The sequence below is a fragment of the Acinetobacter sp. CAU_H_56 genome (assembly GCF_058599425.1).
The window spans coordinates 493,798-520,023 of the sequence record NZ_CM178654.1 but is presented as its reverse complement, the minus strand read 5'-3'; the positions used below and the strand labels follow the sequence as shown (position 1 = coordinate 520,023).

Annotated in this window: 24 protein-coding genes, 2 tRNA genes and 3 rRNA genes; 14 read left to right on the top strand and 15 right to left on the bottom strand. The window is 43.9% G+C overall.

Annotated elements, in window-relative coordinates:
- Positions 1-216: 216 nt before the first annotated feature.
- Positions 217-1,239 (top strand): tRNA dihydrouridine(20/20a) synthase DusA, encoded by a 1,023-nt coding sequence (dusA, locus tag AC4MCC_RS02575; protein WP_419375147.1) that lies wholly within the window; start codon positions 217-219, stop codon positions 1,237-1,239.
- Between the two features lie 49 nt (positions 1,240-1,288).
- Here the strand turns inward: dusA and AC4MCC_RS02570 are convergent, their stop codons facing one another.
- Together AC4MCC_RS02570 and coaBC are read right to left on the bottom strand one after the other, a co-directional pair.
- Entirely contained in the window at positions 1,289-1,801 is a 513-nt protein-coding gene (locus AC4MCC_RS02570; protein WP_313659511.1) for a hypothetical protein, read from the bottom strand.
- Between the two features lie 221 nt (positions 1,802-2,022).
- Positions 2,023-3,297 (bottom strand): bifunctional phosphopantothenoylcysteine decarboxylase/phosphopantothenate--cysteine ligase CoaBC, encoded by a 1,275-nt coding sequence (gene coaBC / locus AC4MCC_RS02565; protein WP_419375149.1) that lies wholly within the window; start codon positions 3,295-3,297, stop codon positions 2,023-2,025.
- 113 nt (positions 3,298-3,410) lie between these two features.
- Here coaBC and radC point away from each other — a divergent pair, with 113 nt between their 5' ends.
- Together radC and AC4MCC_RS02555 are read left to right on the top strand one after the other, a co-directional pair.
- A complete protein-coding gene (gene radC, locus AC4MCC_RS02560) occupies positions 3,411-4,106 on the top strand; it encodes a RadC family protein (RefSeq protein ID WP_491885654.1) in 696 nt (231 codons plus the stop codon).
- A gap of 71 nt (positions 4,107-4,177) precedes the next feature.
- Positions 4,178-5,089: a bestrophin family protein gene (locus AC4MCC_RS02555; RefSeq protein ID WP_419375151.1), complete on the top strand. Its 912-nt coding sequence runs from the start codon at positions 4,178-4,180 to the stop codon at positions 5,087-5,089.
- A gap of 78 nt (positions 5,090-5,167) precedes the next feature.
- Here AC4MCC_RS02555 and AC4MCC_RS02550 read toward each other — a convergent pair whose 3' ends face one another.
- Positions 5,168-6,019 (bottom strand): PHP domain-containing protein, encoded by an 852-nt coding sequence (locus AC4MCC_RS02550; protein WP_419375152.1) that lies wholly within the window; start codon positions 6,017-6,019, stop codon positions 5,168-5,170.
- 44 nt (positions 6,020-6,063) lie between these two features.
- Here AC4MCC_RS02550 and AC4MCC_RS02545 point away from each other — a divergent pair, with 44 nt between their 5' ends.
- Genes AC4MCC_RS02545 through mnmC form a run of 4 tightly spaced genes read left to right on the top strand, consistent with a single transcriptional unit; the run spans position 6,064 to position 9,468 of the window.
- Positions 6,064-6,675: a septation protein IspZ gene (locus tag AC4MCC_RS02545; RefSeq protein WP_491885653.1), complete on the top strand. Its 612-nt coding sequence runs from the start codon at positions 6,064-6,066 to the stop codon at positions 6,673-6,675.
- 28 nt (positions 6,676-6,703) lie between these two features.
- Complete coding sequence (locus AC4MCC_RS02540; RefSeq protein WP_491885652.1) at positions 6,704-7,006, top strand: YciI family protein; 303 nt, start codon at positions 6,704-6,706, stop codon at positions 7,004-7,006.
- 5 nt (positions 7,007-7,011) lie between these two features.
- On the top strand, positions 7,012-7,521 hold the full coding sequence (locus tag AC4MCC_RS02535) for an SH3 domain-containing protein (RefSeq protein ID WP_419365681.1): 510 nt from the start codon (positions 7,012-7,014) through the stop codon (positions 7,519-7,521).
- Positions 7,522-7,560: 39 nt separating this feature from the next.
- Positions 7,561-9,468, top strand: a complete 1,908-nt coding sequence (mnmC, locus tag AC4MCC_RS02530) for a bifunctional tRNA (5-methylaminomethyl-2-thiouridine)(34)-methyltransferase MnmC2/FAD-dependent 5-carboxymethylaminomethyl-2-thiouridine(34) oxidoreductase MnmC1 (RefSeq protein ID WP_491885651.1) — start codon at positions 7,561-7,563, stop codon at positions 9,466-9,468.
- Positions 9,469-9,618: 150 nt separating this feature from the next.
- On the opposite strand, the gene AC4MCC_RS02525 is transcribed toward mnmC, so the two are convergent.
- Positions 9,619-9,933, bottom strand: a complete 315-nt coding sequence (locus AC4MCC_RS02525) for a rhodanese-like domain-containing protein (protein WP_005233835.1) — start codon at positions 9,931-9,933, stop codon at positions 9,619-9,621.
- A gap of 91 nt (positions 9,934-10,024) precedes the next feature.
- Between AC4MCC_RS02525 and AC4MCC_RS02520 the strand changes: the two genes are divergently transcribed.
- Entirely contained in the window at positions 10,025-10,513 is a 489-nt protein-coding gene (locus tag AC4MCC_RS02520; RefSeq protein ID WP_004783667.1) for a YajQ family cyclic di-GMP-binding protein, read from the top strand.
- Positions 10,514-10,540: 27 nt separating this feature from the next.
- The gene (locus AC4MCC_RS02515) at positions 10,541-11,044 is read left to right on the top strand and encodes a DUF4442 domain-containing protein (RefSeq protein WP_395526840.1); all 504 of its coding nucleotides are present in this window, start codon (positions 10,541-10,543) and stop codon (positions 11,042-11,044) included.
- Positions 11,045-11,102: 58 nt separating this feature from the next.
- Here AC4MCC_RS02515 and AC4MCC_RS02510 read toward each other — a convergent pair whose 3' ends face one another.
- The 3 genes from AC4MCC_RS02510 to AC4MCC_RS02500 form a co-directional block, all read right to left on the bottom strand.
- The gene (locus AC4MCC_RS02510; RefSeq protein ID WP_171523022.1) at positions 11,103-11,474 is read right to left on the bottom strand and encodes an acyl-CoA thioesterase; all 372 of its coding nucleotides are present in this window, start codon (positions 11,472-11,474) and stop codon (positions 11,103-11,105) included.
- Positions 11,475-11,549: 75 nt separating this feature from the next.
- Positions 11,550-11,984 (bottom strand): thioredoxin TrxC, encoded by a 435-nt coding sequence (gene trxC / locus AC4MCC_RS02505; protein WP_004783672.1) that lies wholly within the window; start codon positions 11,982-11,984, stop codon positions 11,550-11,552.
- Positions 11,985-12,881 carry an alpha/beta hydrolase gene (locus tag AC4MCC_RS02500; RefSeq protein ID WP_491885650.1) on the bottom strand — a complete coding sequence of 299 codons (897 nt, stop codon included), beginning with the start codon at positions 12,879-12,881 and terminating at the stop codon, positions 11,985-11,987.
- A gap of 125 nt (positions 12,882-13,006) precedes the next feature.
- Here AC4MCC_RS02500 and AC4MCC_RS02495 point away from each other — a divergent pair, with 125 nt between their 5' ends.
- The 4 genes from AC4MCC_RS02495 (at position 13,007) to AC4MCC_RS02480 (ending at position 16,617) form a co-directional block, all read left to right on the top strand.
- A complete protein-coding gene (locus AC4MCC_RS02495; protein WP_491876530.1) occupies positions 13,007-13,342 on the top strand; it encodes a protein tyrosine phosphatase family protein in 336 nt (111 codons plus the stop codon).
- Positions 13,335-13,757, top strand: a complete 423-nt coding sequence (locus AC4MCC_RS02490) for a protein tyrosine phosphatase family protein (protein WP_034598149.1) — start codon at positions 13,335-13,337, stop codon at positions 13,755-13,757. Before AC4MCC_RS02495 ends, AC4MCC_RS02490 begins: the two co-directional genes overlap by 8 nt.
- A 198-nt stretch (positions 13,758-13,955) precedes the next feature.
- Positions 13,956-15,146, top strand: a complete 1,191-nt coding sequence (locus AC4MCC_RS02485) for a hypothetical protein (RefSeq protein WP_075168317.1) — start codon at positions 13,956-13,958, stop codon at positions 15,144-15,146.
- An 82-nt stretch (positions 15,147-15,228) separates the two neighbouring features.
- Positions 15,229-16,617, top strand: coding sequence for a dihydrolipoyl dehydrogenase (locus AC4MCC_RS02480; protein WP_491885649.1), 1,389 nt, complete (start codon positions 15,229-15,231; stop codon positions 16,615-16,617).
- Between the two features lie 118 nt (positions 16,618-16,735).
- On the opposite strand, the gene rrf is transcribed toward AC4MCC_RS02480, so the two are convergent.
- The 8 genes from rrf to AC4MCC_RS02440 all read right to left on the bottom strand — a co-directional run bounded on the left by rrf (position 16,736) and on the right by AC4MCC_RS02440 (position 25,461).
- Positions 16,736-16,850, bottom strand: a 5S ribosomal RNA gene (gene rrf / locus AC4MCC_RS02475).
- A 202-nt stretch (positions 16,851-17,052) separates the two neighbouring features.
- A 23S ribosomal RNA gene (locus tag AC4MCC_RS02470) occupies positions 17,053-19,944 on the bottom strand.
- 442 nt (positions 19,945-20,386) lie between these two features.
- Positions 20,387-20,462: transfer RNA gene (locus AC4MCC_RS02465), tRNA-Ala, on the bottom strand.
- A gap of 66 nt (positions 20,463-20,528) precedes the next feature.
- Positions 20,529-20,605, bottom strand: a tRNA-Ile gene (locus AC4MCC_RS02460).
- Positions 20,606-20,666: 61 nt separating this feature from the next.
- Positions 20,667-22,204: ribosomal RNA gene (locus AC4MCC_RS02455) — 16S ribosomal RNA — on the bottom strand.
- Together the 16S, 23S and 5S rRNA genes with 2 tRNA genes alongside form the textbook arrangement of a ribosomal RNA operon.
- 436 nt (positions 22,205-22,640) lie before the next feature.
- Positions 22,641-23,720, bottom strand: coding sequence for a DUF6670 family protein (locus tag AC4MCC_RS02450; RefSeq protein WP_491885648.1), 1,080 nt, complete (start codon positions 23,718-23,720; stop codon positions 22,641-22,643).
- A 24-nt stretch (positions 23,721-23,744) separates the two neighbouring features.
- The gene (pssA, locus tag AC4MCC_RS02445; protein WP_005233819.1) at positions 23,745-24,566 is read right to left on the bottom strand and encodes a CDP-diacylglycerol--serine O-phosphatidyltransferase; all 822 of its coding nucleotides are present in this window, start codon (positions 24,564-24,566) and stop codon (positions 23,745-23,747) included.
- 37 nt (positions 24,567-24,603) lie between these two features.
- On the bottom strand, positions 24,604-25,461 hold the full coding sequence (locus tag AC4MCC_RS02440) for a 23S rRNA (adenine(2030)-N(6))-methyltransferase RlmJ (protein WP_419364212.1): 858 nt from the start codon (positions 25,459-25,461) through the stop codon (positions 24,604-24,606).
- Between the two features lie 117 nt (positions 25,462-25,578).
- Between AC4MCC_RS02440 and AC4MCC_RS02435 the strand changes: the two genes are divergently transcribed.
- Positions 25,579-26,181: a 2OG-Fe(II) oxygenase gene (locus AC4MCC_RS02435; protein WP_491885647.1), complete on the top strand. Its 603-nt coding sequence runs from the start codon at positions 25,579-25,581 to the stop codon at positions 26,179-26,181.
- The last annotated feature ends 45 nt before the right edge of the window (positions 26,182-26,226 follow it).

Below are 26,226 nucleotides of genomic sequence, written 5' to 3'. Positions count from 1 at the left end.
TTTATTTTTTCAATTCCCACAGTTTCTCTTGTTAAATATCTTTATTGGAATGACAGTTATAGATCCTCATGCAGTTCAGCCTTTGGTCATGCAAATTTTATGCTAGTATTACGCCCTCTTTTTGCAGTACTGCTTTTTTTTGAGCAGATTTCCAGCAACTCCTGCTTATTCTAGTACTGCTATTTCTCTTCCATTTCATTTAAGGCGTGATTTTGAATGACTGATCTCAGCACCATTGAAAACAAACTTCAACCTCGCATCAGTGTTGCGCCGATGATGGACTGGACCACCAAAGATTATCGTTTCTTTGCGCGCCTGTTTAATCCAAATGTCATTTTATATACCGAGATGGTGACGACAGGCGCCATCATTCATGGCGATGCCAAACGGCATCTGGACTTCAATCAAGAAGAGCATCCAATTGTGTTACAGCTCGGCGGTTCAAATCCTCAAGATCTGGCAACTTGTACTAAAATGGCTCAGGACTGGGGATATAACGAAGTTAACCTGAATGTCGGCTGTCCGAGTGATCGGGTACAGAATAATAAAATCGGTGCCTGCCTGATGGCCGAACCTGATCTGGTCGCAGAATGTATTGATACAATGCGTAATGCCGTTGATATTCCGGTGAGTGTGAAACACCGCATTGGTATTGATGACATGCATTCTTATGAAGAGATGCTGCATTTTGTGGATACGGTCGCCAAAACCGGTTGCGATAACTTTATTGTGCATGCCCGAATTGCTTTACTCCAAGGTCTTTCACCTAAAGAAAACCGTGAAATTCCGCCACTACGCTATGAAGATGTTTACCGTCTGAAGCAGGACCGTCCGGAACTGACCATTGAAATTAATGGTGGAATTAAAACTTATGCAGAAACGCTTGAACATCTCAAGCATGTCGATGGCGTGATGATTGGCCGCGAAGCCTATCACAACCCGTACCTTTTAGCTGAGCTGGGTCAACTATGGAATCTCGAAGCACCAGACCGTTTTGAGATCATGCAACAAATGCTGCCTTATATTGCCCAACGTATGGCTGAAGGTGCACCATTGTCGATTATTACCCGTCATATTTTAGGTTTATTTCAGAACTTACCAGGTGCACGTAAATGGCGCCAGGCTTTAAGTGGCGGCAATGCCAAAACGCTAAAAGATGTAGAAACAGCATTATTGAATATTCAGGAAGCCATGCAGCGCACTGAAGATTATCTGCGTGAACATCAAGTTCAGCCTTAAAATCAAAAAGCACCGAGATCCGGTGCTTTTTAATGACCTAAAATAAAAATTAGTGGGTATAGGCTGTAATATTTCCCACCGGAATCGGTTCTTCATCATAGGAAGCCGCTTGCAGGACAGGTTCTGTAACTGGACGGACATCTGGCCCTAACTCAATACTGGTAGGCTCATTCACAGGTTCCAGATCATCAAGTGATGAGGCCAACTGTTCCAGTTCACGATCCAGTTGCTGACGATATTTTTCAATCTCGATTTCATCGATAAAGGCAAAAGCATCGTCTTCAATAGCCCAGCTATAACCACCATTCACCTTTGAAATTTTGACGTTAATGGGATATTCATTGCCCTGATAATTCAGATGTGAAACTGCGTCAAACTCATTGCCTTTGCGATGGCGGATTTTTACATTTACCACAGTCAGACGATAATGCTGATAATTCGGATTGGCATTAAATTCTTGCTGCATTTGTCCTTGAATATTTCTGGCCAGTTCATCAATTGATACAAAATAGCTGCATCCAGCCAGACAGGCGATCATCAATATCATTATGATTTTTTTCATCCCGCCCCCTTGTGTTCTCTCACTGCTTTACAGATGTGTAAAACTTTTCATCTTTGGATTATTCTGTGATCCATTTTATACTTTTTTTAAATAAATGAATAAATAAATCATTAGTCTATAAAGTCGTTTTTATTTTTATGTTGTACTGGCTTTTTAACTTTATGGTAAAAACCCTATAAAAAAGCCCTGAATCAGTCAGGGCTTTAACCGTCATTGAAAACTTAAAAATCATCTTCTGCAGCAGGATCATGGTGCAAGGCATCATGGATCGCTTCAACCAACTGCTGGGCAATTTCCTGTTTAGAGGCCTTGTCCAGATCACGCTTATCCAGATGATAGTGTTCGGCAAAGAATACCGTCATGGCATTTTCATCGGATGCAAAGCCAATATCCGCACGCGAAACATCATTACAGGCAATCATATCCAGTTTTTTCGCCACCAGTTTACCCGCTGCATATTCTTCAATATTTCGGGTTTCTGCAGCAAAGCCTACCATAAATGGACGTTTTTCCTGCTGTGCGATGGTCGCCACAATATCCGGATTCTTTATTAAAGCGACATTCAGCTCATCGCCTGCTTTCTTGATTTTATGCTCGGCTACCTGTGCGACACGATAATCAGCTACTGCAGCGGTCGCAATGAAGATGTCACAGCCCTGCTCAAGCATCTGCATACTTTCATTCAACATTTGTACTGCAGAAGAAACATTTTTACGTTTGACACCATTTGGTGTATCTAGGCTCACTGGACCAGCAATCAGGGTGACATTCGCTCCAGCTGCATAACAGGCCGCGGCTAATGCAAAGCCCATTTTCCCGGTACTGTGGTTGGAAATATAACGTACCGGGTCAATCGCTTCACGAGTCGGACCAGCTGTAATGGTTACTTGCTTACCCGCCAGCATGCCAAATTTTTCTGCAATCGCGCGCTGAGCTTTATGGAAATACTCTGTGACCTGACGTGCCAGATCTTCCGGTTCCGGCATACGGCCTAAGCCTACATCACCACAAGCTTGTGAACCGGCATCCGGCATAATCACATGCACGCCATCATCAATTAAAGTCGCCAGATTACGCTGTGTCGCTTTGGCAGCCCACATCTGTTGGTTCATAGCTGGTGCGACCCAGACCGGTGCATTGGTTGCCAGATACAAAGTGCTGAGCAAATCATTTGCAAGACCTGCAGCAAATTTTGCCAGCGTGTCGCAACTGGCTGGCGCTACCAATAACAGATCAGCCCAACGTGCCAGCTCGATATGCCCCATGCCCGCTTCTGCTTCAGGATCCAGCAACTCGGTATGTACCGGATTGCCTGACAAAGCTTGAAAGGTCAAAGGAGTAATGAAAGCCTGTGCGCCTTGAGTCATGACAACCCGCACATTAAACCCGGCATCTTTCAGACGACGAACTAGAATGGCACTTTTATAGGCAGCAATACCGCCAGTGACTGCTAAAATGATATTTTTATGAGGAATTACACTTAGATCAAAGCTCACGAACAGCTTACCTTTCTGTTGCAGTGGGGCTCACAATAGCATTAAATAATTGCATTCCCAAGAGATCAGCTTCAGGGAAAACTCATAATTCATAATAAATAAGTCTAATAACTATGCAATTTTCAATCAAAAACTGGCCTGAACTGGAACGGCCGCGGGAACGTTTAATCCAATATGGGGCAGAAAGTTTATCTGATGCAGAACTGCTGGCCATTTTTCTCCGATCAGGTTCACAACAGCATTCAGCCGTAGAATTAGCACGGCTACTGATTCAACATTTTGGTCATTTAACTGCTTTACTCGATGCACCTTTAAAAGAAGTCAGTCAGTTTCATGGCATGGGCATCAGTAAATATACCCAACTGATGGCGGTTAAAGAATTAGGACGGCGTTATATTGCCGAGCATCTTAAGCAGGATGCCTTAGAATTAAGTAATTCAAAAAGACTGCGGGATTATTTACGTTTCGAATTATTGGGTGAAAATCAGGAAGTGTTCGCGGTCCTGTGTCTGGACGCCAGTTTAAGGAAAATTGCATTTAAAAAGCTGTTTTATGGCTCTGTGAATACATGTGATATTTCGATTAATCAGTTGCTCAGATATGCGATTACCCAACAGGCAACTTCAATTGTGATTGCGCATAATCATCCCTTGGGCCAAGCCACTCCTTCTAAAGCTGACCTGTATCTGACCCGCCAGATTCAGCAGGCATGTCGACTGGTCGATATCCGTTTAATTGATCATTGCATCATTGCTCTGGAAGGCAGTTTTTCCTTTGCTGAGCAGCAACTCATCAAACCTGAAGTCTAAGGGGGAATAGCACTTGACAAAGCAGCTACAACTCAAGAAGATCATGAAAAAAATTGTGATGATTCCAATAAATGATCGTACGTGACCAGCTGAACGTTTTTAAATTATTATTTTCCTGGCGAGGAACGATTTTACCTAAGGTTTTACCTCCTTTAGGCGTGGTCATGCTGATTTCAGCCATTATTGGTGGTTTTTCACGTGTAGGTTACTTTCATTTTCCAGAACTCCCTCTCGTTGGCTTTACCCTCATCGGCGTAGTACTGTCTATCTTTCTCGGATTTAAAAATACTGCCTGTTACGACCGTTGGTGGGAAGCACGTAAACTCTGGGGTATTCTGATTGCCAATGCACGTCATTTTGACCGGGACTGCCGGATGTTGTCTCAAGGCCGTCGTGAACGTGTGATTCAGCACGTCATCGTTTTCGCAAATGTCCTGCGTGACCGTCTACGCCATCAGACAGCCAATCCAACTGAACTGGTGGAAACCAGTGGGATGAGCCAGCAGGCAATTACCCAGCTCTATCAACAGGCCAATGCACCGCAATATACCTTGAGCCTGATTCAATGGGAGCTGATGCAGGCTCTCAAAGAAGGTGAAATCTCTGACATCATTTATATGCAGATGAATAATCATGTCGCGGAACTCAGTATTGTGCAGACAGGTTGTGACCGGATTGCGACAACTCCCTTACCTTTTGCTTATTCGGTTCTGCTGAACCGTACTGTTTATTTCTTCTGTTTTATTCTGCCGTTTAGCCTTGGTGCCACATTAGGTTTATTCACTCCTTTTCTGGTCGGCATTCTCGCTTATACCTTCCTAGGACTGGACGCTTTAAGTTCAGAAATCGAAGAGCCTTTTGGCACCCAAAGCAATGACTTACCACTTGATTCTATGGTGCGTACTATTGAAATTGAACTCTTGGGAACTCTAGGTAAACCGACACCTCCGCCGATTCAGGCTCGAGATAATAATTTGCTTTAATAGATTATCTCTCTTATCAAAAGAGAGAATTCCTTCACGTTGGGATGGGTAGCAGTGTTGCGACTACTGCTTAACGCATTAAACAAAACTCTCCCAAATTCCAACCTGTCCCGGTTTTAGGCTTGGGACTTGGCCCAGTTTAACCCAAGGCATATTGTCGCCATGAAAATCACTTCCTATTGATACTTTAAGGCCTTGCTCTGCAATCATCCGGTCGATCATCTGACGGGTTGAACTTGGATCAATAGCGGGTGGCAACTCAACCGCATCTCCACCAAACTTGGCGAAGATCTCGATCAGATAACGAATATTAGTCGCGGATAAATCATAACGGGTCGGATGCGCCAACACGGCAAAGCCACCGCTGTCATGAATCACCTGAATGGTTTCTTCCAGACCCAGACCATCAAATTTGACATAGGCCTTTTTACCTTCCTTGATGTATTTATCAAAGGCCTGTTGGGGACGGGTCACAATGCCTTTTTCTACCAGCGTTTTGGCAATATGGGTTCGGGTAACCCGATCAGGAATATTGTCAACTTTGGCAATCACGTCAGCATAAATATCCTGACCAATTAAAGGAACCAGAAGATCACAGATCTGCTTAGAGCGTTCAGCACGAATAATTTTCTGCTGATTGAGGGCTTTTTGTAACGGCTCAGGATTCTGAACATTGAGTGCCACAATATGTACACCATAATTTTTCTTGGTCGCTGGACGTGACCACTGGCTGGAAATCTCGACTCCAGAAATTATCTTAATCTCATGATTTTTGGCAGCTTCTTCAGCCAGCTCCAAACCGTCCATGGTGTCATGATCAGTTAGGGCCAAAGTATGGATGAATTTGCCCGCAGCCGCTTCGACCAATTGCTGAGGACTCAAAGTTCCATCAGAAATATTACTATGTGTATGTAAATCTACGCCGTGCATCTCTATACTATGACATTTATTTGATCAGATTTAGATACTCTAACATGAAAGCACTTTTAGACTTTGTGCCACTCATTATTTTCTTTTATTTATATAAAACTGTAGATCCAAAAGACACTGACCATCAACTTTTACAATTGATCGGTTCTGCGGGGGGTGTCGACAATAACAATATTCTCGTTGCAACTACGGGTCTGATCATTTCCATGCTGGTGGTCTATGGTGTGTTATTTGTCATGCAAAAATTCCGTCTGGACAAACAGCAATGGATCGTTCTGTTTATGACGGTGATCTTCGGTGGTATTACCTTGATGCTCAGCGACGATTTCTATATCCGTCTTAAAGCTGTATTACTGAATCTGGTTTTCGCTGGTGTCTTCCTATTATCGCCATGGTTTAGCAAAGATAAGAAGCCACTCATCCAGCGTCTGTTTGGACCGGTATTCAATTTGAGTGCCAAAGGCTGGCTCAAATTAAACTATGCCTGGGTCGGTATGTTTACTCTCATGTCATTTCTGCATACTTTCTTCGCCTATTTATGGATGGATGGAAAATATTGGGGCGAATTTACTGCATTCGGTGACATGATTGTGATGTTTTCCTTTATCATTATTCAGTTTATTGTATTGCGCAAATACTTTAGAACAGCTGAATAAGTCCAACTACAAACGATAGAGAGTCATCATGCCATTATTCGTCGTTAGCTGTACCGACCAGGAAGGTACAGTTGAAAAACGCCTTGCGATTCGTCCACAACATCTTGCACGTTTGGAACAGTTAGATGCTGAAGGTCGTCTGATTGTTGCAGGTGCCATGCCTAAAGATCCAGCCAATCCTCAAGCCGGTTTCTATGGCAGTACCATCATCGTTGATTTTGACAGTCGTGAAACACTGGATGCATGGTTACAGGATGAGCCATTCCTGAAAGAAGGCGTATACGCGCATATTGATGTGAAGCCATTTAACAAAGCATTTCCTAAAGGATAAGGTTCATGCGCGCTGTTACCGCCAGTTTCATTGGCTTTTGTTTCATGATTCCTTCTGCCTGGGCTGTTGAAGTTGCTGCCCCGGCTACACAGCCAGCAGCTACTCCTGTTCAAGCTGTTACCACACAAGCACCTGCTCAGGGTGCTTCTGCACAGCAGGCTGGAATTATTCCAGCAGTTGCGACAACAGCTCAGACAGTTCAGCCAACTGAAAAAAAACCGCTCACTGCAGAAGAAATTGCCAAGCAGAAAGCCCAGCAAGATGCCAAAGTCAAAGCTTTAGTCAAAGATCAGGCAACGCGTCTACAGCAATTGGAAAAAGCCAATCTGGAAGCCCTGTCACAAAATCAGGAATTGCAGCTCAAGAATGACAATCTCGGGGTTCAGGTACAGGTCTTGCAAAGTGAACGTAGTGCCCAGATGTTTCTCTACGGCGCGGCAACTTTGGCAGTCGGTGTATTACTTGGCTTTCTGATTGCGAGCTATGTTTATACCAAACGTCGCCGTCAGTGGTAATCTATAAGCCTTCCGAATATCTTTAAGGTTGTACCCGTTTTGTCGCATGCAATTCAAACTGCCAATCTGGATTGGCAATTGGTGGATGGCATTGATGTGCCTGTGTCCAAGCAATTTGGTGATGTGTATTTTTCCAAAGACAATGGATTGCTGGAAACCCGGCATGTCTTTTTAAATGGTAATGACCTTAGTACCCGCCTGGCTGATTTAAAACCTTTTGCTTATTTCTGTGTCGGCGAAACGGGTTTTGGTACGGGTTTAAATATTCTGGCTTTATGGCAGCTCTGGCAACAGGTTCGTCCGGATAATCAAAGTCATCTGCATGCGATTTCAGTAGAAAAATTTCCACTTTCTAAAGCAGATTTAATCCGCGCCTTAAATGCCTGGCCAGAATTGAAACCACTCGCAGATCAACTCATCTCCCAGTATCCAATGCCGATTGCTGGTTGTCATCGTCTTAACTTTCCTGAAGAGCGTTTCAGTCTAGATCTGTGGCTGGGAGATGCACATGATGTCTTTCCTGTCATTGAAAAAACTGCACCAGTTAATGCCTGGTTTCTGGATGGCTTCGCGCCTTCGTGCAATCCGGACATGTGGGAAGAAAATGTTTTAAATAATATCGTGCGCTTATCCGAGACCGGAACGACTTTTGCTTCTTTCAGTGTTGCGGGTGTCTTAAAGCGTGGTTTAAAACGTCATGGAGTCTCCATTTCCCGTCCACGTGGATTTGGGCATAAACGTGAAATGCTGAAAGCGATCTGGAATCCTGTTGAAGAAAATAAAGACAGTGAAACGGCTTTAGAACAAGAAATTACTCAAAAAAAAACTAAATCAGACCTAGAGAGTCCTACCAGACCTCGTCAAATCGCTGTGATTGGCGCTGGAATCGCAGGTTTAAGTGCAGCATGGGCATTCGCTCAGCGTGGTCATCAAGTCACGATTTACGACCAGTCAGCGCCTCTTTCAGGTGGTTCCGGCAATCCCCTTGCCCTGCTCAATCCTAAACTGTGTCCAGTTGAGCAAAGTGCTGAACATCTGATGACGGTGGCTTGGCAGCATGCCTTAAATCATTATCAGAAATTTAAAGCTTTTCGCTCAATTCAGGTCAATCAGCTTGCCTTAAAAAATCCTGAACAGCTTTTAGGATTGGCAGATGAATATCCCGCAGAAATTCTTGCTGCTCAAAGTGCCGCAGACCAAGAGATTCAAACTGAATTTCCAGCGTTAAAACTATTAGCAGCGGGCGCAGTTTCACCTCATCAACTGCGTGATGAAATTTTGCAGCATCCTCTTATTCAATATGTACAGGCTAAAATTAACCGTATTGAAACTACTACTCAACCTGAGTTATTTGCAGAGCAGCAATTCTTAGGCAAGTTTGATCACATCGTTGTATGTACTGCACGTGATACCCAGCAATTCTTTGAAAATTATCCAGTCTTGAAACCGATTCGCGGACAGGTCAGCTGGGTCAATAATCAAGATCAGCCTTTAAATCAGGATACAGCCTATAGTTACGGCGGTTACTGTATGCAGCTCAATCCCGAACAACTGATTTTGGGTGCTTCATTCTATCCAGGCCGGGATGATGCAGAAGTCTTAGTAGAAGATCATGTGCATAATTATGAACTTATCCACAGTGTCTTTCCTGAATATGCACAATTATTACCATCTACCGAAACTTGGCAAGGTCGAGCAGCGGTACGCGCACAGAGTCAGGATTATTTTCCCTTGCTCGGTAAGATGAATGTGGATCAAGAAGTTTACAGTTTTGCGGGTCTCGGCTCTAAAGGTTTTCTGTTCGCACCACTGTGTAGTGAAATTCTGGCAGCCCAGATTTTAGGGGAAGCCTGCCCCGCACCTTCAAACTTGATAAAAAAACTCGACGTGACACGTTTTCAAAAGAAGGTAAAAGCCAAGAAGCCTTATTTTAAGCCTCAAGATTAAAGAGCTCCTCCCTTTAATAAAGGGTGAGGAACACTGTTCCGCAAGGGAGAGATTTTTAGAAAGAGTTTAACCCCCTCTTTAAAAAAAGGGGCTTTGAAGAAATCTAGACAACAAAAAAGCGCCCTTAGGCGCTTTTTTTCACAAGGTCAATTATGCACCTTGTTCCAGTGGCATACCTGCATCACGAGCAGCACGAGTACCACCCATCAGGATGACATATTCACGTGAGCTGTCAAAACCCTCTAACTTTTCAGCTGCACGCGGAGCTTTACTCCCACCACCACATAAAATGTAAATCGGTTGATCCGCTGACACCTGAGTCAGGCTATCTGCTGAAAGATCGTTAATGGGCTGATTGACCGCCCCTTTCACGTGTGCTTCAGCATAAGCACTTGCATCTCGTACATCCCAGATTACAGCATTTTCTGGGAACTCAAATGTTGTAATTTCTTGTTTACGGATCATTGCGCACTCCTTTGATGTAAACAACACTTGGCAAATGAAGAAAACATCCCTAGCATCTCAGATATTCTTTCCCTTTGTAAAGGTCTAAACTATGCCTTCTTTCGATATTGTTTCTGAATTAGAAATTTTTGAAGTAAATCATGCAGTTCAAAATACCCAAAAAGAGATTGCAACCCGCTTCGATTTCCGTGGACAGGATGTTTCTATTGAACTAAATGAAAAAAACAAGGAAATTAAAATTAGCACAGAAAGTGATTTCCAATGTGAGCAAGTGTATACCATGCTGGAAAACCATTTCTTCAAGCGTAAAGTAGATATTCAGGCACTAGATCCACAAAAAATGACCGCTTCAGGCAAAAATGTAGTTCAGGTGATCAAGCTTAAAGATGGCCTTGACTCAGATACGGCGAAAAAAATTAATAAGGCCATTAAAGAAAGCGGCATTAAAGTGCAATCTTCAATTCAGGGCGACAAGATTCGTGTGACTGATAAAAAACGCGATACCTTGCAACAAGTCATGGCATTCCTGAAAGAACAACAATTCGGTTTGCCTTTACAGTTCAACAACTTTAAAGACTAAGATATCTCAACGTCTGTAGATGGAATTATGGCAAAGAGCAACCGACTGACCAAACTGGTCAAAGCGACATCAAGATTACCGCAAGGTATACGTACTGCTTTATTGAGTAAGACCTTTGGCCGAGTGGTTCCGATGGTCGGTTCTGCCAAGATTCGCTATCAGGAAGTCAGTGCATCCAAAGTTGTGGTGAGTATGGCCAATCATAAGGCCATGCAGAACCATATCGGTCAGATTCATGCCTGTGCGATGGCACTGCTGGCAGAAACAGCAACCGGCTTTGTGACTGCGATGAATGTACCTGATAGCGCAGTGGTTCTAATTAAAAGCCTAAAAGTGGACTTTAAGCGTCCAACCAAAGGTGCCATGACTGCGGTGGCTACGTTGACTCCTGAACAGCAGCAATTGATGCAAAGTTCAGAAAAAGGTGAAACACTGGTACAAGTAATCGTAAGCGATGAATCTGGTGAAGCACCAATTCAATGCGAGATGCTCTGGGCTTGGATTGCCAAGAATCAGTTGAAGCCAGGCTAATTTCAATACAGACAAAAAAAATCCCAGATCATTGATCTGGGATTTTTTATTTAAAGAATTATGAGTTCTGCTGAGATTCTGCAAATTTCTGTTTTGCTTCATCCGGAATTGGACGTTTATTGCCTTTGACATCCACTGCGACAAAGGTAAATACCCCTTCAGTCACGCGTACAGGTGCACGTGAGTTATCATGACTGTCCCATACTTCGATTTGCATCTGGATTGAAGTATTACCGACTTTTAGAATTTTGGTATAGCAGCTAATGACATCGCCGACTTTCACAGGAACCAGGAAGGTCATCTGGTTAATCGAAATCGTTGCACAGCGTCCTTTACTAAAGCGCTCTGCATGAATTGCTCCCGCCAAGTCCATTTGTGAAACAATCCAGCCACCAAATACATCTCCACTCCAGTTGGTATCCGCAGGCATTGCAATCGTCTGCAGGGAAAGTACTCCCTCTGGTTTAATATGAGAATCTGTCACTTGAACTCCAGGCTTTTTAAATTAGGATTGAGCATTATTTAACTGCTGATCAAGCCACTTTTGTAGTTCGCTTGAACGTAATGCACCGCTTATTCTAGCAATTTCATTGGTTTTATTCATCAAAACCAGCGTCGGAATACTACGTACATTAAATGCTGAGCTTAATCGTGGATTCGCTTCGGTATCAATTTTAGCAAATACCACTTGTGGATTTTCTTTTGCTACAGCAGCAAAATGCGGTGCCATCATTTTACATGGACCACACCAGTCTGCCCATAGATCAATCAGGATGGGAAGATCACTATGGGTGACAAACTGACTAAAGTTCTGTTCATTTAGCTCAATCGGCGCTAATGGAACTAAAGCTTGATGACACTGACCACATGCTGGATCGGCCGTTAATTTTTCTTCAGGCACACGATTTTTAGCCTGGCAATTCGGGCATACAATGATCATCTAGCGCACTCCAATATGTTGATGTAAGAATTCTAATTGGGTCGAGACTGCTTTTTCAAACCATTCACCATGATAAATATCAAAATGCCGCATATTCCACTCATGATATTGTACAAATGGTGCAATATTGGTTGCGGTTTCCCGACTGGCTTCAATGGGAATCAGGCTGTCTTGTTGTGCTGCAATAAACAGGACAGGAATAGTGATTTTTCGGACTTCCTGAATAGGACGGTAACGCATTAATTTAAAGAATACCCGGGCTGGGATATGACCACTCCAGTAATAATCTGGATTCACAATGGATAGATACCCTTCATAACTGTCTTGTGTCGGCATAAAACAGAGTTCATGACGATCAACTACCGGCAAGGTCTTGGGCGCCATTCCTACCTTTGCCCCCATATAGTCCTGACTGGAAATCTTCAGGGCTTTAGGCAATTGCTGCAAAGGATAAAGTTTGGCACTTTCTGTACCATCAACAAAGGGTACCTGTACCATTACCGCCTGAATATTTTTTAGTTCTGCGGCCAATGTCAGTACATGCCCGCCACTCAATGCTGTTCCCCATAACACAATCCGTTTAGCATCAATGGATTTACGTGCCTGCAAATGCTGAATCATTGTACGCCAGTCTTCAAGCTGAGCACTGATTGAAACCAATTCACGCGGACGCCCGGTACTGCCTCCCCAATAGCGATAATCAAACAGAACCACCGCATAACCTGCACTGGCAAAACGTTGGGCATATTGTACCAGTTTAAAATGACGTATAGCAGCCAGGCCATGAGCCATCAGGATCACAGCTGGTTTGTCAATCTGTTGAGGACGATAGAAATCCGCAGCAATCACTTCCTGACCGCTTTTGACATACAGTGGTTCGACTGTATAGGCGTACATACGCGCTCCATTGCGTTATTTTATAGTTGTAATCGTTTATAAATTTTTCAGAACTAGGCCATCATGTTTTCAGCTTAATGCTATCATAAAGCATATCAAGATAAATAACATAATGGAGTGACATCATGAGCGAAAATGTAGGCTTTGCTGGCCAAATTGGTCCTGAACATATCTCTCAAGTAGTTGAAAAAGGTTTTAAATCAATTATCAATAACCGTCCAGATATGGAAGGTGGCCCTGAACAACCGACCAGCGCACAAATTGAAGATGCAGCGCGTAATGCAGGGTTAGATTATGTCTATCAACCGGTGGTGGCTGGGCAAATTACCGAGTTGGATGTCCGTACCTTTGCCAATCACTTTAATGAATTACCAAAACCGGTTCTGATGTTCTGCCGTACCGGCAACCGCTCAAATAACTTATATCAGCTGGCCAAACAAATGGACCTGTTAGATGACTAAATCGTTGTGGATAGGGATGGTTTTGGCGCTCTCAATGACCACGACCTCCCTATGCGTTGCTGCCAGTGATTTTAGCCGTGCGTTAAATGCCAATCTTAGTGTTTCTGGGCAAATGACACCTGAGAAATTTAAGATCTTGCTGCAAGATGGGTTTAAATCGGTGATTGTAAACCGCCCTGATCAGGAAGCAGGTAACACGGTGAAAGTGAATCAATTACGTGACATTGCCGAGAAATCCCGGGTTAGCGTGATTTATCAACCCGTAAGCAGCGGTGCAATTTCTCAGGCCGATGTGCAGGAGTTTGCGAAGTACTATAACGAACTGCCGAAACCGATTTTAATGGTCTGTCGTAGTGGTTCACGTTCGGCAGCCCTATTTAATCAGGCAAAAAATCAGGGGTTATTACATGAATAAAATCTGGATCATGCTGATTTGTGCATGTGTACTGGCAGGTTGTAGCTCTATGGATGTCCGCCCAACGGTGGGGGTGAGTGTGGGGACGACAATTTAATTAAGTTAACTCATGAAAGGCGCTATATGCGTCTTTTTTTCTATGGTATCTTTACATAATACAAATAAATCTTATACATAATTTTTTATTAGGGGAACTTTATGAACTTAGTTAAAGGCTCATTAATTTTAGCACTCTCAGGACTTATTAGTGCATGTGGTGGAGGGGGAAGTAAAGGCTATTATGATAGTGGCGCTACATCGAATGAATCTAATAATACCACTCCCCCACCAAGTACCTCTGTTGAAATTGCGACAAAACAACTTGAGATTCTAAAACGTGAAGGACAATTTTTATTTGGTAATTATGATGCAAATGATTTAAATACTACCAAAGGTTATATTGATCACTCACTAGATACTTTTGCACATGGGCCATTACAACTAACTCTGGCTATTAGAGATGTAAATCTTGCCAGTTTTCCTGAATTCTATCGTGAAAAATGTTTTGAAAAAAGTACCAGCGATTATCGTGCATGTTACTCATTCACAGGCGATCAAATTAAAACTTTATTACCAGCTTATAATGATTGGGACTTCGAAATTACCCGCGATGACCTAAAGAATATCCGCTTAGAAGATGATGGGATAACTCCGAATCTAGAAGCATACCAAGCCACCACACGTATTTTTATTTTTGAGAATGAGAATATAGATAAAAACTTACATGATGTGACAATCACAGGGGCTTTTGCATATCCATTCAAACAGAAATGGGTCGAACAAGAGCATCAAAAGCGCTTTGTATTAATTAATGAGTCGACTAGTGATTATAAAATTACTGTAACAACAACAGAAATAGACCCTGAAACGGACTTACCCGTTGAAAAAGAAGTTACTACAGGAGCTTTTAGCACTTATAAAGATTTGACGTCTTTAGATGGTGAGTTATTTATGTTTGAAAAAGGTTCTGGTTTTAATGTTCTTATAAATGACAATGCAAATGTTTCATTCGCCGAGCCTATATCCTTTATCTTCAACTCTACACCAGGTGATCTAAGTAGCTCATCGAGTTATCGTATTAAAAATAATGGTGAAAAAGAATTAAAGCTTGTTAATATTACAGCAATTGATGGCACTCGTGTTGAGAATGAAATACCTGAGCGTAATATACAATCTTTCACTGGCAACATCTCTTTAACTGGTAAAAATATTTTTAGCTTTAAAAATGAAACTAGTGGAACTTTGAATTTTGAACACATGATCAATAATATTACATTTAAGGGCACATCTACCAATAATAATGGAACTATTAGCACAACTTTAACCGAGCCAACTGGTATAAAATTTTAATGTAAGAAATTGCAATTAAACCCTCTAAATAGAGGGTTTTTTTATATATTCGATAGTATCTCTCTTTATTGAAATTGCTCCTATGTACGACATTATTACTATTGGTGCAGGCACAGCAGGAATCACTGCTTATCAAGAAGCCATTAAGCACACACAAAATATTCTTATTATTAATGACGGTTCCTGGGATACGACCTGTGCCCGAGTGGGCTGTATGCCCAGTAAAGTGCTGATTTCTGCTGCACATCGCCTACACGATTTGCAAGAAGCAGATAAAGTTGGTCTCAACATCAAAGCCCAGGTCGATACCACACAGGTGATGCCGCATGTCCGCGCTTTACGTGACCATTTCACCCAGGCCACTTTAAAAGAAGTTGAAAGCTGGGATGCACAACACAAAATTCAAGGCAAGGCAGAGTTTATTGATGCTCAAACCGTACAGGTGAACCAACAGCAATATCAGGCCAAAGCCTTTATTCTGGCTGTCGGCTCTACCCCAACCTATGACGCTGAATGGAAGCAGCAGCTCGGTGAACGACTGATTACCTCAGATCAAATCTTTGAACTAGACGCCATCCCTAAATCTTTAGCCGTGATTGGCAGTGGTGTCATTGCACTGGAGCTGGCTCAAGCCATGCAAAGGTTGGGCTGTGAAACGACAATATTCGCACGAAGCCGTCGTGTTGGTGCCCTGACCAGCCCTGATCTGCAACAACTCGCCCAAGAACTTCTCAGCAATGAATTAAAGATTAAGTTTGAAGTCTTACCGCAAAACGTGCGAAAGATAGGCAATCAGGTCAAGCTTGAGTTTATCGAGCAAGGTCAAACGCAGCACCTTATGGTTGATTATGTATTGGTGGCCACCGGCCGTCGTAGTCATTTAGATTCGCTGAATCTACAACAGATTGACTCTCAATTTGGTAATCTTAAAGAGCTACCGATTGATCCACAAACCAAACAACTGGGAAATTACCCAATTTTTGTGGTTGGTGATGCACATACTTCTACCCCCATTCAGCATGAAGCAGCCCATGAAGGCCGAGGTGCAGTGCATAACTGCCTTAATTATCCAAAACTGAAGAGTTTAAAAGACTTAACACCGCTGAGTATTGTGTTTAGTCAACCGGAAATGGCAATTGCTGGCCAAAGCTATAAACAGCTTAAAAACAAGAACATCGACTTTGTGATTGGAAAAATGTCTTATGAGCGCCAAGGTCGGGCGATGGTTCTGGCTAAAAATAAGGGTGCTGTTGAAATTTATATTGATAAACGTACACGCCAATTATTAGGTGCAGAACTCTTTGTAAAATCTGCCGAACATTTTGCCCATACTTTTGCTTGGCTGATTGATGAAGGGGTAACGTTAGATGAACTTCTTGCTAAGCCTTTCTATCATCCGACGCTTGAAGAAGGTTTAAGAACGGCTTTAAAACATGCTCGCCGACAGTTGAGAAATCAAGAGGAAGGTTAATCTTCTCTATTTTTCTCATTTCACTGTCATTTTGATTCTACTTATCTTTATTTCCCACACAAATTTCCCGCATAAAAAAATCCCCCTAGCTTTTAGCTAGGGGGATTTTGAATTAATGAGCTGGCGATGACTTACTCTCACATGGGATACCCCACACTACCATCAGCGCTAAGAGGTTTCACTTCTGAGTTCGGGAAGGGATCAGGTGGTTCACTCTTGCTATGGTCGCCAGCACAACTGGTATGATTACTCGCTATGGTCTTATCTACGTTGCTTACGCTTCGTTTGCCTAGCTTTCTTCAAATAGAATGCATTAACAGATGTATCTGAGTCGCAGTAGTTTGTTCGATTAGCTTAACTAAATCAAGGTTTCGTCTGATCGTTAGATCAATATGAAATCAATTGATGCTTTATATACAACTGCTTGGGTGTTGTATAGTCAAGCCTCACGAGCAATTAGTATTGGTCAGCTTCATGCATCACTGCACTTCCACATCCAACCTATCAACGTCGTAGTCTTCAACGGCTCTTTAGGAGACATAAAGTCTCGGGGAAATCTTATCTTGAGGTAGGCTTCCCGCTTAGATGCTTTCAGCGGTTATCCCTTCCGAACATAGCTACCCGGCGATGCGACTGGCGTCACAACCGGTACACCAGAGGTTCGTCCACTCTGGTCCTCTCGTACTAGGAGCAGATCCTCTCAAATTTCCAGCGCCCACGGTAGATAGGGACCGAACTGTCTCACGACGTTCTAAACCCAGCTCGCGTACCTCTTTAAATGGCGAACAGCCATACCCTTGGGACCTGCTTCAGCCCCAGGATGAGATGAGCCGACATCGAGGTGCCAAACACCGCCGTCGATATGAACTCTTGGGCGGTATCAGCCTGTTATCCCCAGAGTACCTTTTATCCGTTGAGCGATGGCCCTTCCATACAGAACCACCGGATCACTAAGACCTACTTTCGTACCTGCTCGACTTGTGGGTCTCGCAGTTAAGCGCGCTTTTGCCTTTATACTCTACGCGTGATTTCCGACCACGCTGAGCGCACCTTCGTACTCCTCCGTTACTCTTTAGGAGGAGACCGCCCCAGTCAAACTACCCACCAGACATGGTCCTCGCTCCAGATTATGGAGCAGAGTTAGAACCTCAATATTACCAGGGTGGTATTTCAAGGACGGCTCCATGGCAACTAGCGTCGCCACTTCAAAGCCTCCCACCTATCCTACACAAGTAAGATCAAAGTTCAATGTCAAGCTGCAGTAAAGGTTCACGGGGTCTTTCCGTCTAGCCGCGGGTACACCGCATCTTCACGGCGAATTCGATTTCACTGAGCCTCTGCTGGAGACAGCGCCGCCATCATTATGCCATTCGTGCAGGTCGGAACTTACCCGACAAGGAATTTCGCTACCTTAGGACCGTTATAGTTACGGCCGCCGTTTACTGGGGCTTCGATCAATAGCTTCGCTTGCGCTAACCACATCAATTAACCTTCCAGCACCGGGCAGGCATCACACCCTATACGTCCACTTTCGTGTTTGCAGAGTGCTATGTTTTTAATAAACAGTTGCAGCGGCCTGGTTTCTGAGGCTGCCAACAGCTCAAGGAGCAAGTCCTATCACCGCCGGCAGCGTACCTTCTCCCGAAGTTACGGTACCATTTTGCCTAGTTCCTTCAGCAGAGTTCTCTCAAGCGCTTTGGTCTACTCGACCTGACCACCTGTGTCGGTTTCGGGTACGATTCCAGTGTAACTGAAGCTTAGAGACTTTTCCTGGAAGTATGGTATCAGCCACTTCACCAGTAAACTGGCTTGCTATCAACTCTCAGCATAGAGCACCCCGGATTTGCCTAAGATGCATGCCTACTGTCTTCCACCTGGACAACCAACGCCAGGCTGACTTAACCTTCTCCGTCCTCTCATCGCATTACACTGAAGTATTGGAATATTAACCAATTTCCCATCGACTACGCCTCTCGGCCTCGCCTTAGGGGTCGACTCACCCAGCCCCGATTAACGTTGGACTGGAACCCTTGGTCTTTCAGCGAACGGGTTTTTCACCCGTTTTGTCGTTACTCACGTCAGCATTCGCACTTCTGATACCTCCAGCATGCTTCTCAACACACCTTCATCGGCTTACAGAACGCTCCCCTACCACTTGCAATAAATTGCAAATCCGCAGCTTCGGTACATAGTTTTAGCCCCGTTACATCTTCCGCGCAGGCCGACTCGACTAGTGAGCTATTACGCTTTCTTTAAAGGGTGGCTGCTTCTAAGCCAACCTCCTAGCTGTCTATGCCTTCCCACATCGTTTCCCACTTAACTATGATTTAGGGACCTTAGCTGGCGGTCTGGATTGTTTTCCTCTTGACTACGGACGTTAGCACCCGCAGTCTGTCTCCCGGATAGTACTCATTGGTATTCGGAGTTTGCATCGGTTTGGTAAGTCGGGATGACCCCCTAGCCGAAACAGTGCTCTACCCCCAATGGTATTCGTCCGAGGCGCTACCTAAATAGCTTTCGGGGAGAACCAGCTATCACCGAGTTTGATTAGCCTTTCACCCCTATCCACAAGTCATCCCCTGGCTTTTCAACGACAGTGGGTTCGGTCCTCCAGTTAGTGTTACCCAACCTTCAACCTGCTCATGGATAGATCACCCGGTTTCGGGTCTATACCCAGCAACTAAACGCCCTATTAAGACTCGATTTCTCTACGGCTCCCCTATTCGGTTAACCTCGCTACTGAATATAAGTCGCTGACCCATTATACAAAAGGTACGCAGTCACCACACAAAGTGGCTCCCACTGCTTGTATGCATGCGGTTTCAGGATCTATTTCACTCCCCTCACAGGGGTTCTTTTCGCCTTTCCCTCACGGTACTGGTTCACTATCGGTCAGTCAGGAGTATTTAGCCTTAGAGGATGGTCCCCCTATATTCAGACAAGGTTTCACGTGCCTCGCCCTACTCGACATCATCATATCAGCCCTTTCGTGTACAGGACTATCACCCACTATGGTTGCACTTCCCAGAGCATTCCACTAAAACTGATATGACTTAATGGGCTGTTCCCCTTTCGCTCGCCGCTACTGAGGGAATCTCAATTGATTTCTTTTCCTACGGATACTGAGATGTTTCACTTCTCCGCGTTCGCCTCATAAACCTATGTATTCAGTTTATGATACCGACCTTATAGCCGGTGGGTTTCCCCATTCAGACATCTCCGGATCACAGGATATTTGCCGCCTCCCCGGAGCTTTTCGCAGGCTATCACGTCTTTCTTCGCCTCTGACTGCCAAGGCATCCACCACATGCACTTAATTACTTGACTATACAACCCCAAACAGTCGTTCATCCCTACAAGTAGGATGAGCAACAGATTATGATGATTACTCATCACTCTCATACAGTTGGCGTCTCGTAGATTTAACTACCGTACAGCTTCAATTAGATTCATATACCAAAACGCTTGATTCAGTTAATTTCGCTAGTTCTCATTCAATCACTTCAACAGTCAATCTTACGATCTCTTGTTTCCGCTCTTTCATGAGTATGAACAAATTATTTCAACTCAAATATATTCTGTTAATGATTTTTCTCGTCTTCGTCAGATCGAGAAACTGTGATAAATCACAGAGATTATCAAGTGGTGCGTATCTTAACGCTTCTACTTGTTAATCTCTAGGATCTACGCACTTGATCGCTTAAGGACTAGGCTAACAACCGTTTGATTGTTTATTTTAGCTTCGTTCTTTATACATTCGAAGAATGTATGGTGGAGACTAGGAGAGTCGAACTCCTGACCTCCTGCGTGCAAAGCAGGCGCTCTACCAACTAAGCTAAGTCCCCAGCTTATCAATAAGTCAATGTATCGTTCCGTTTCTGTTCGCTCTGCAATTAACGCTTCGTCAGTAGTGGTGGGTCTGACAAGACTTGAACTTGTGACCCCACGCTTATCAAGCGTGTGCTCTAACCAACTGAGCTACAGACCCTCAGATACATCGTCATGAAGAACAACTTGTTGTGGATTCTTACCAATCGTCAATCTTTCGTTAAGGAGGTGATCCAGCCGCAGGTTCCCCTACGGCTACCTTGTTACGACTTCACCCCAGTCATCGGCCACACCGTGGTAAGCGTCCTCCCTAAGGTTAGACTACCTACTTCTGGTGCAACAAACTCCCATGGTGTGACGGGCGGTGTGTACAAGGCCCGGGAACGTATTCACCGCGGCATTCTGATCCGCGATTACTAGCGATTCCGACTTCACGCAGTCGAGTTGCAGACTGCGATCCGGACTACGATCGGCTTTTTGAGATTAGCATCTGCTCGCGCAGTAGCAACCCTTTGTACCGACCATTGTAGCACGTGTGTAGCCCTGGCCGTAAGGGCCATGATGACTTGACGTCGTCCCCGCCTTCCTCCAGTTTGTCACTGGCAGTATCCTTAAAGTTCCCACCCGAAGTGCTGGCAAATAAGGAAAAGGGTTGCGCTCGTTGCGGGACTTAACCCAACATCTCACGACACGAGCTGACGACAGCCATGCAGCACCTGTATCAGAGTTCCCGAAGGCACCAATCCATCTCTGGAAAGTTCTCTGTATGTCAAGGCCAGGTAAGGTTCTTCGCGTTGCATCGAATTAAACCACATGCTCCACCGCTTGTGCGGGCCCCCGTCAATTCATTTGAGTTTTAGTCTTGCGACCGTACTCCCCAGGCGGTCTACTTATCGCGTTAGCTGCGCCACTAAAGCCTCAAGGGCCCCAACGGCTAGTAGACATCGTTTACGGCATGGACTACCAGGGTATCTAATCCTGTTTGCTCCCCATGCTTTCGCACCTCAGTGTCAGTATTAGGCCAGATGGCTGCCTTCGCCATCGGTATTCCTCCAGATCTCTACGCATTTCACCGCTACACCTGGAATTCTACCATCCTCTCCCATACTCTAGCTAACCAGTATCGAATGCAATTCCCAAGTTAAGCTCGGGGATTTCACATTTGACTTAATTAGCCACCTACGCGCGCTTTACGCCCAGTAAATCCGATTAACGCTTGCACCCTCTGTATTACCGCGGCTGCTGGCACAGAGTTAGCCGGTGCTTATTCTGCGAGTAACGTCCACTTATCCCAGGTATTAACCAGGTAAGCCTCCTCCTCGCTTAAAGTGCTTTACAACCAAAAGGCCTTCTTCACACACGCGGCATGGCTGGATCAGGGTTGCCCCCATTGTCCAATATTCCCCACTGCTGCCTCCCGTAGGAGTCTGGGCCGTGTCTCAGTCCCAGTGTGGCGGATCATCCTCTCAGACCCGCTACAGATCGTCGCCTTGGTAGGCCTTTACCCCACCAACTAGCTAATCCGACTTAGGCTCATCTATTAGCGCAAGGTCCGAAGATCCCCTGCTTTCTCCCGTAGGACGTATGCGGTATTAGCGTCCCTTTCGGAACGTTGTCCCCCACTAATAGGCAGATTCCTAAGCATTACTCACCCGTCCGCCGCTAGGAATCAGGTGCAAGCACCCTATCCCCGCTCGACTTGCATGTGTTAAGCCTGCCGCCAGCGTTCAATCTGAGCCATGATCAAACTCTTCAGTTAAAATCATTTCGAGTTTTATAAGTAAAACTCTTAAACTTGGCTCATCAATTTTCTGACAAATATTTCTCAAATAAACTTCGAGTAATTTCTACCATTCAATCAATGAAAATAATTTCGATTAATCAATCAGTAAAAATCCACACAAGTTGTTCTTCATAATCTCTTAATGATCTTCTTACTACCTCGTCAGTAGCAAGCTAGGTCGGCTATATTACTCTCTATCTCTAGAAAGTCAACCAGTAATGAAAATTATTTTTAAACTTTCTTTCTAAAACCCAACCCAACCATTTCATGCTAAGTTACTGTTTTATCAGAAGTTTTAATCTTCATCACCGCCGATGGATGTGCATTATAGACCAATCCCAAACAAGCGCAACCCCTATTTTTAAGAAAATACTTCAGTTGATTATTATTTCTACAAAAATGCCGATTTTCCCTATTTTTTGAGCATTAAAGGTACAGGATTGGCCAATGTACTTAATAATTTCTCTTTTTTATTGTGTTCCTGAAAGCGCAAGGAGCGGCAATCTATATATTCACAGTAGCCCCCTTCCCCATGCTCAGTCTCGCCATTAATTCTGACTTCGTAATTAAAACTTCCGACATAACCCGCAGCCAGGCCAAATTTAAAATCTCCCCGGCTTTGTCCCTGCAGCCAGATCTGCATTCCTTTGCCATCTTCATAGCACCATTCAAACTCACGTGGCAGATACATCTTTTGCCCATTTGGGGTAGTTACACTCGGATAAAGCCGATGTACCTTGAAATAGACTTTTTGATCGAACATCTGACTGGTCATATTTTTTAGATCACGTAAATAGATGCGTGACTGCACAATGCTGTTCAGACTATCCCGAATTTGTGCCAGTAATAATTGCCGTCCTTCACTCAGGTTAATAATCTGATAGGTCAGAAAGGCTAAAGGTAAATAGGGAAAATTAAAGCTTCGTGCAAATTCAAAACTACCCAAACTCTCGATAAGGTATTTCTGATCCTTATAATGTAAAGTTCCCTGACAATAACAGAGCAAAGACCAATGATCAGCCAGTGCAAAGCGCATTTGGGTAAAGTGTGAAATCAGATTGGTCGTATGGATGCTGAGATCAAAGCTCAGTTCAGAATCAAAACGCTGTAAACGAAAATGCGGAAAGTCGCCGGTCAGTTTTTCACGATCCAGAAACTGAAACAGGCCATACTGAAACTTGCAATCCTTTTTGATTGAATAGCAATTTAATTGTCCCGCCATATGCGGACTGGTACTACAGATTACTGTGGCTGTATCCAGTGCATTGGTTTGAATAGCACTCGGGTTAGCCAACATCGGTGCATTAGGCTGACCAATAATACTAAGAAAATTAAGATAATGTAGTGGCGCAGGCAGATCAGGAAGCGTCAGGCCCTGATGAATAATTTTATATTTCTGGTTTGGCCCATGATAGGCAAGATTATGCTGGGAAACAGCAGGAGTCTGATTCAGCTGTTTCGAACGATCTAGAAAATCTTGAAGAAACTGCATCTCAAACTCCTTATTTTTATATTGTTATAAGGTACTCTGTCTTTTTGCCATAAAGGTTGTAAGGAAACCAGACAAAGCATAGATGACAGAGATCACGAGAATCCCTACCGGAATATTATAAGTCATCGCTGCAAAGATAAACACCGCGATCGGCAACACGAAAAACGGTACCCGTCTACGCTCTACGGTTTTAAATGAATAGTATTTGATATTAGAAATCATCAATAAGCCAACGATTACGATAATCGCAGCATTAATGATTTGTACAGTAAAATCACGAATATCAAACACAGCTGGGAAGTCCAATCCTACCCAGACCAGTGAAATAATAATGACGGCTGCTAATGGACTTGCAACGCCAATAAAATAGCGTTTATCCACTACGCCAATCTGAACATTAAAGCGTGCCAGGCGGAAAGCTGCACAAGCCGTATAGACAAAACAAGCCGCCAGCCCGATACGGCCTAAATCACTTAATCCCCAGCTATACATCAAAATAGCCGGTGCCACCCCAAATGCCAGCATATCGGATAGTGAGTCGAACTGTTCACCGAATGGACTTTGTGCCCCAATCGCACGTGCCACACGACCATCGAGACCATCAAATAAAGCTGCCAAGAAAATGGCATAAATAGCTTGCTGAAATTCGCCATTCATACTGGCAATAATCGAGTAAAAGCCTGATAACAACGCAGCGGTTGTAATCAGGTTAGGCCACAGATAGATACCTCGACGCTTAACTCTTTGCCCTTCCTGGGTATGCTCTACCTCTTCCACCTCGAAGGTGATGCCATCAAATGGCAAATCTTTCGAAGATTCGTGTTCCGGCTTATTTGTACTTGTCATTCTTGTCGATCCTAACTATGACCCGATCTTTAAAATATTATTCGCCTACTAACCAACGAACTGCTGCATGACCGCCATTTTCCTGCATACGCAAATGCGGGAATAACCATTGCAGCGCTTCGTCTGCATCTTCAGAGAACTTCCAAGGTGGGTTAATCACCAGTAAACCACAACCATTTAAACCCACTGGTGTATCATCTGGCCATACACAGATTTCACATACCAACTGACGGCGAATCCCGGTCTTGAACATTTTCTTCTCGAAACGTTCAATCATGGCACGGTCTTTAATTGGGTACCAAACTGCAAATACGCCTGTCGGCCATTTTTTATAAGCAGCAACCAGTAATTCAACCAATTGAGGGAAGTCTTTACGCTCCAGCTCATACGGCGGATCGATCATGACCAAACCACGTTTTTCTTTCGGTGGAATGACTGCGAGTAAGCCTTCATACGCATCACGCTCATGCAGACCGGCGCGTTTGTCAAAAATGTTATGACGTAGCTGCTGGAACACATCTCGCTGCATTTCAAAAATAGTGGCCTTGTCAATTTCACGCATGCCTTCCAGCGCAAACCATGGTGAACCCGGATATGCACCTTTACCAAAGTTTTCACGCATTTTCTCAACAATTTTTAGATATTGTTGTACGCCTTCAGGTGCATTACGCTTGATCGAATCATCCAGCTTAACAAGACGATGAATACCGTTTAAAAACTCACCTGATTTTTGCGCTTCGGCAGTCGACAAATCATATTTACCTGCACCACCATGTGTATCTACATAGCGATAAGGTTTGTTTTTTGCATTCAGTCGAGTCAACAACTGAAGCAATAAAACGTGCTTCATGACATCGGCAAAGTTGCCTGCGTGGTAAGAGTGACGGTAATTCATGTTTCAATTATTCCTAAGATCAATTGCTATTTTAACATGAAAAACTATTTCGTTCAGAAACGATTATTGCACTAAAATAGCGGACCTTTTTTTACCACACTATCGAGAATTGAAAAAATGGAAGCAGTTATCATCCCAGGGGATTGGAATGTTGATCAAATCTTAGATGATTTAGATCAACATGGCTTTAGTATTGTTGACGATGCTTACTCTAGCGAATATCAACATGCAGTGAGTCAAGAATGCTTAAGCCACTTAAACGAATTTCGTAATGCAGCCATTCAAAATGGTGTCGTTAACAACATCCGTAGTGATCATATTCTTTGGTTACAACCTGAATTTCAAATTTCCCACCGACACATTCAAACCCTTCAACAATTTTCTCAAATTTTAAACCGCGCGTTTTATTTAGGCATTAAAGATGTGGAAGCCCATTTTGCCTGCTATAACGCGGGTGAGTTCTATGCCCTGCATCGCGATAATCCTCAAGGCAAAAATGGCCGAATGATTTCTGCGGTTTATTATCTGCATGATGATTGGCAAGATAACTGGGGCGGCGAATTACGTCTGCAGGATAAAAATGATCAATGGCATATTATCCAGCCTAAACCGAACCGCATCGCCATCTTTCAAAGTGATCTGTTACATGAGGTTCTGCTGTCCAAACAGCAGCGTCTTTCGATTACTGCGTGGCTGCGTTCAGACAATCAGCTGATTTAAAACTTTAAATTTCTATTTTTAGCCTCATATAGCCCTTATTGAGAC

Bases quoted from the DNA above. Each gene is read 5' to 3' on its own strand.
- AC4MCC_RS02435 (WP_491885647.1), top strand. From the start codon at position 25,579: ATGGAAGCAGTTATCATCCCAGGGGATTGGAATGTTGATCAAATCTTA.
- AC4MCC_RS02570 (WP_313659511.1), bottom strand. From the start codon at position 1,801: ATGAAAAAAATCATAATGATATTGATGATCGCCTGTCTGGCTGGATGC.
- AC4MCC_RS02540 (WP_491885652.1), top strand. From the start codon at position 6,704: ATGCCATTATTCGTCGTTAGCTGTACCGACCAGGAAGGTACAGTTGAA.
- AC4MCC_RS02520 (WP_004783667.1), top strand. From the start codon at position 10,025: ATGCCTTCTTTCGATATTGTTTCTGAATTAGAAATTTTTGAAGTAAAT.
- AC4MCC_RS02490 (WP_034598149.1), top strand. From the start codon at position 13,335: ATGACTAAATCGTTGTGGATAGGGATGGTTTTGGCGCTCTCAATGACC.
- AC4MCC_RS02515 (WP_395526840.1), top strand. From the start codon at position 10,541: ATGGCAAAGAGCAACCGACTGACCAAACTGGTCAAAGCGACATCAAGA.
- trxC (WP_004783672.1), bottom strand. From the start codon at position 11,984: ATGATCATTGTATGCCCGAATTGCCAGGCTAAAAATCGTGTGCCTGAA.
- radC (WP_491885654.1), top strand. From the start codon at position 3,411: ATGCAATTTTCAATCAAAAACTGGCCTGAACTGGAACGGCCGCGGGAA.
- AC4MCC_RS02485 (WP_075168317.1), top strand. From the start codon at position 13,956: ATGAACTTAGTTAAAGGCTCATTAATTTTAGCACTCTCAGGACTTATT.
- AC4MCC_RS02495 (WP_491876530.1), top strand. From the start codon at position 13,007: ATGAGCGAAAATGTAGGCTTTGCTGGCCAAATTGGTCCTGAACATATC.
- AC4MCC_RS02480 (WP_491885649.1), top strand. From the start codon at position 15,229: ATGTACGACATTATTACTATTGGTGCAGGCACAGCAGGAATCACTGCT.
- AC4MCC_RS02510 (WP_171523022.1), bottom strand. From the start codon at position 11,474: ATGCCTGCGGATACCAACTGGAGTGGAGATGTATTTGGTGGCTGGATT.
- pssA (WP_005233819.1), bottom strand. From the start codon at position 24,566: ATGACAAGTACAAATAAGCCGGAACACGAATCTTCGAAAGATTTGCCA.
- AC4MCC_RS02525 (WP_005233835.1), bottom strand. From the start codon at position 9,933: ATGATCCGTAAACAAGAAATTACAACATTTGAGTTCCCAGAAAATGCT.
- AC4MCC_RS02545 (WP_491885653.1), top strand. From the start codon at position 6,064: ATGAAAGCACTTTTAGACTTTGTGCCACTCATTATTTTCTTTTATTTA.
- AC4MCC_RS02450 (WP_491885648.1), bottom strand. From the start codon at position 23,720: ATGCAGTTTCTTCAAGATTTTCTAGATCGTTCGAAACAGCTGAATCAG.
- AC4MCC_RS02550 (WP_419375152.1), bottom strand. From the start codon at position 6,019: ATGCACGGCGTAGATTTACATACACATAGTAATATTTCTGATGGAACT.
- AC4MCC_RS02555 (WP_419375151.1), top strand. From the start codon at position 4,178: ATGATCGTACGTGACCAGCTGAACGTTTTTAAATTATTATTTTCCTGG.
- AC4MCC_RS02500 (WP_491885650.1), bottom strand. From the start codon at position 12,881: ATGTACGCCTATACAGTCGAACCACTGTATGTCAAAAGCGGTCAGGAA.
- AC4MCC_RS02440 (WP_419364212.1), bottom strand. From the start codon at position 25,461: ATGAATTACCGTCACTCTTACCACGCAGGCAACTTTGCCGATGTCATG.
- dusA (WP_419375147.1), top strand. From the start codon at position 217: ATGACTGATCTCAGCACCATTGAAAACAAACTTCAACCTCGCATCAGT.
- AC4MCC_RS02535 (WP_419365681.1), top strand. From the start codon at position 7,012: ATGCGCGCTGTTACCGCCAGTTTCATTGGCTTTTGTTTCATGATTCCT.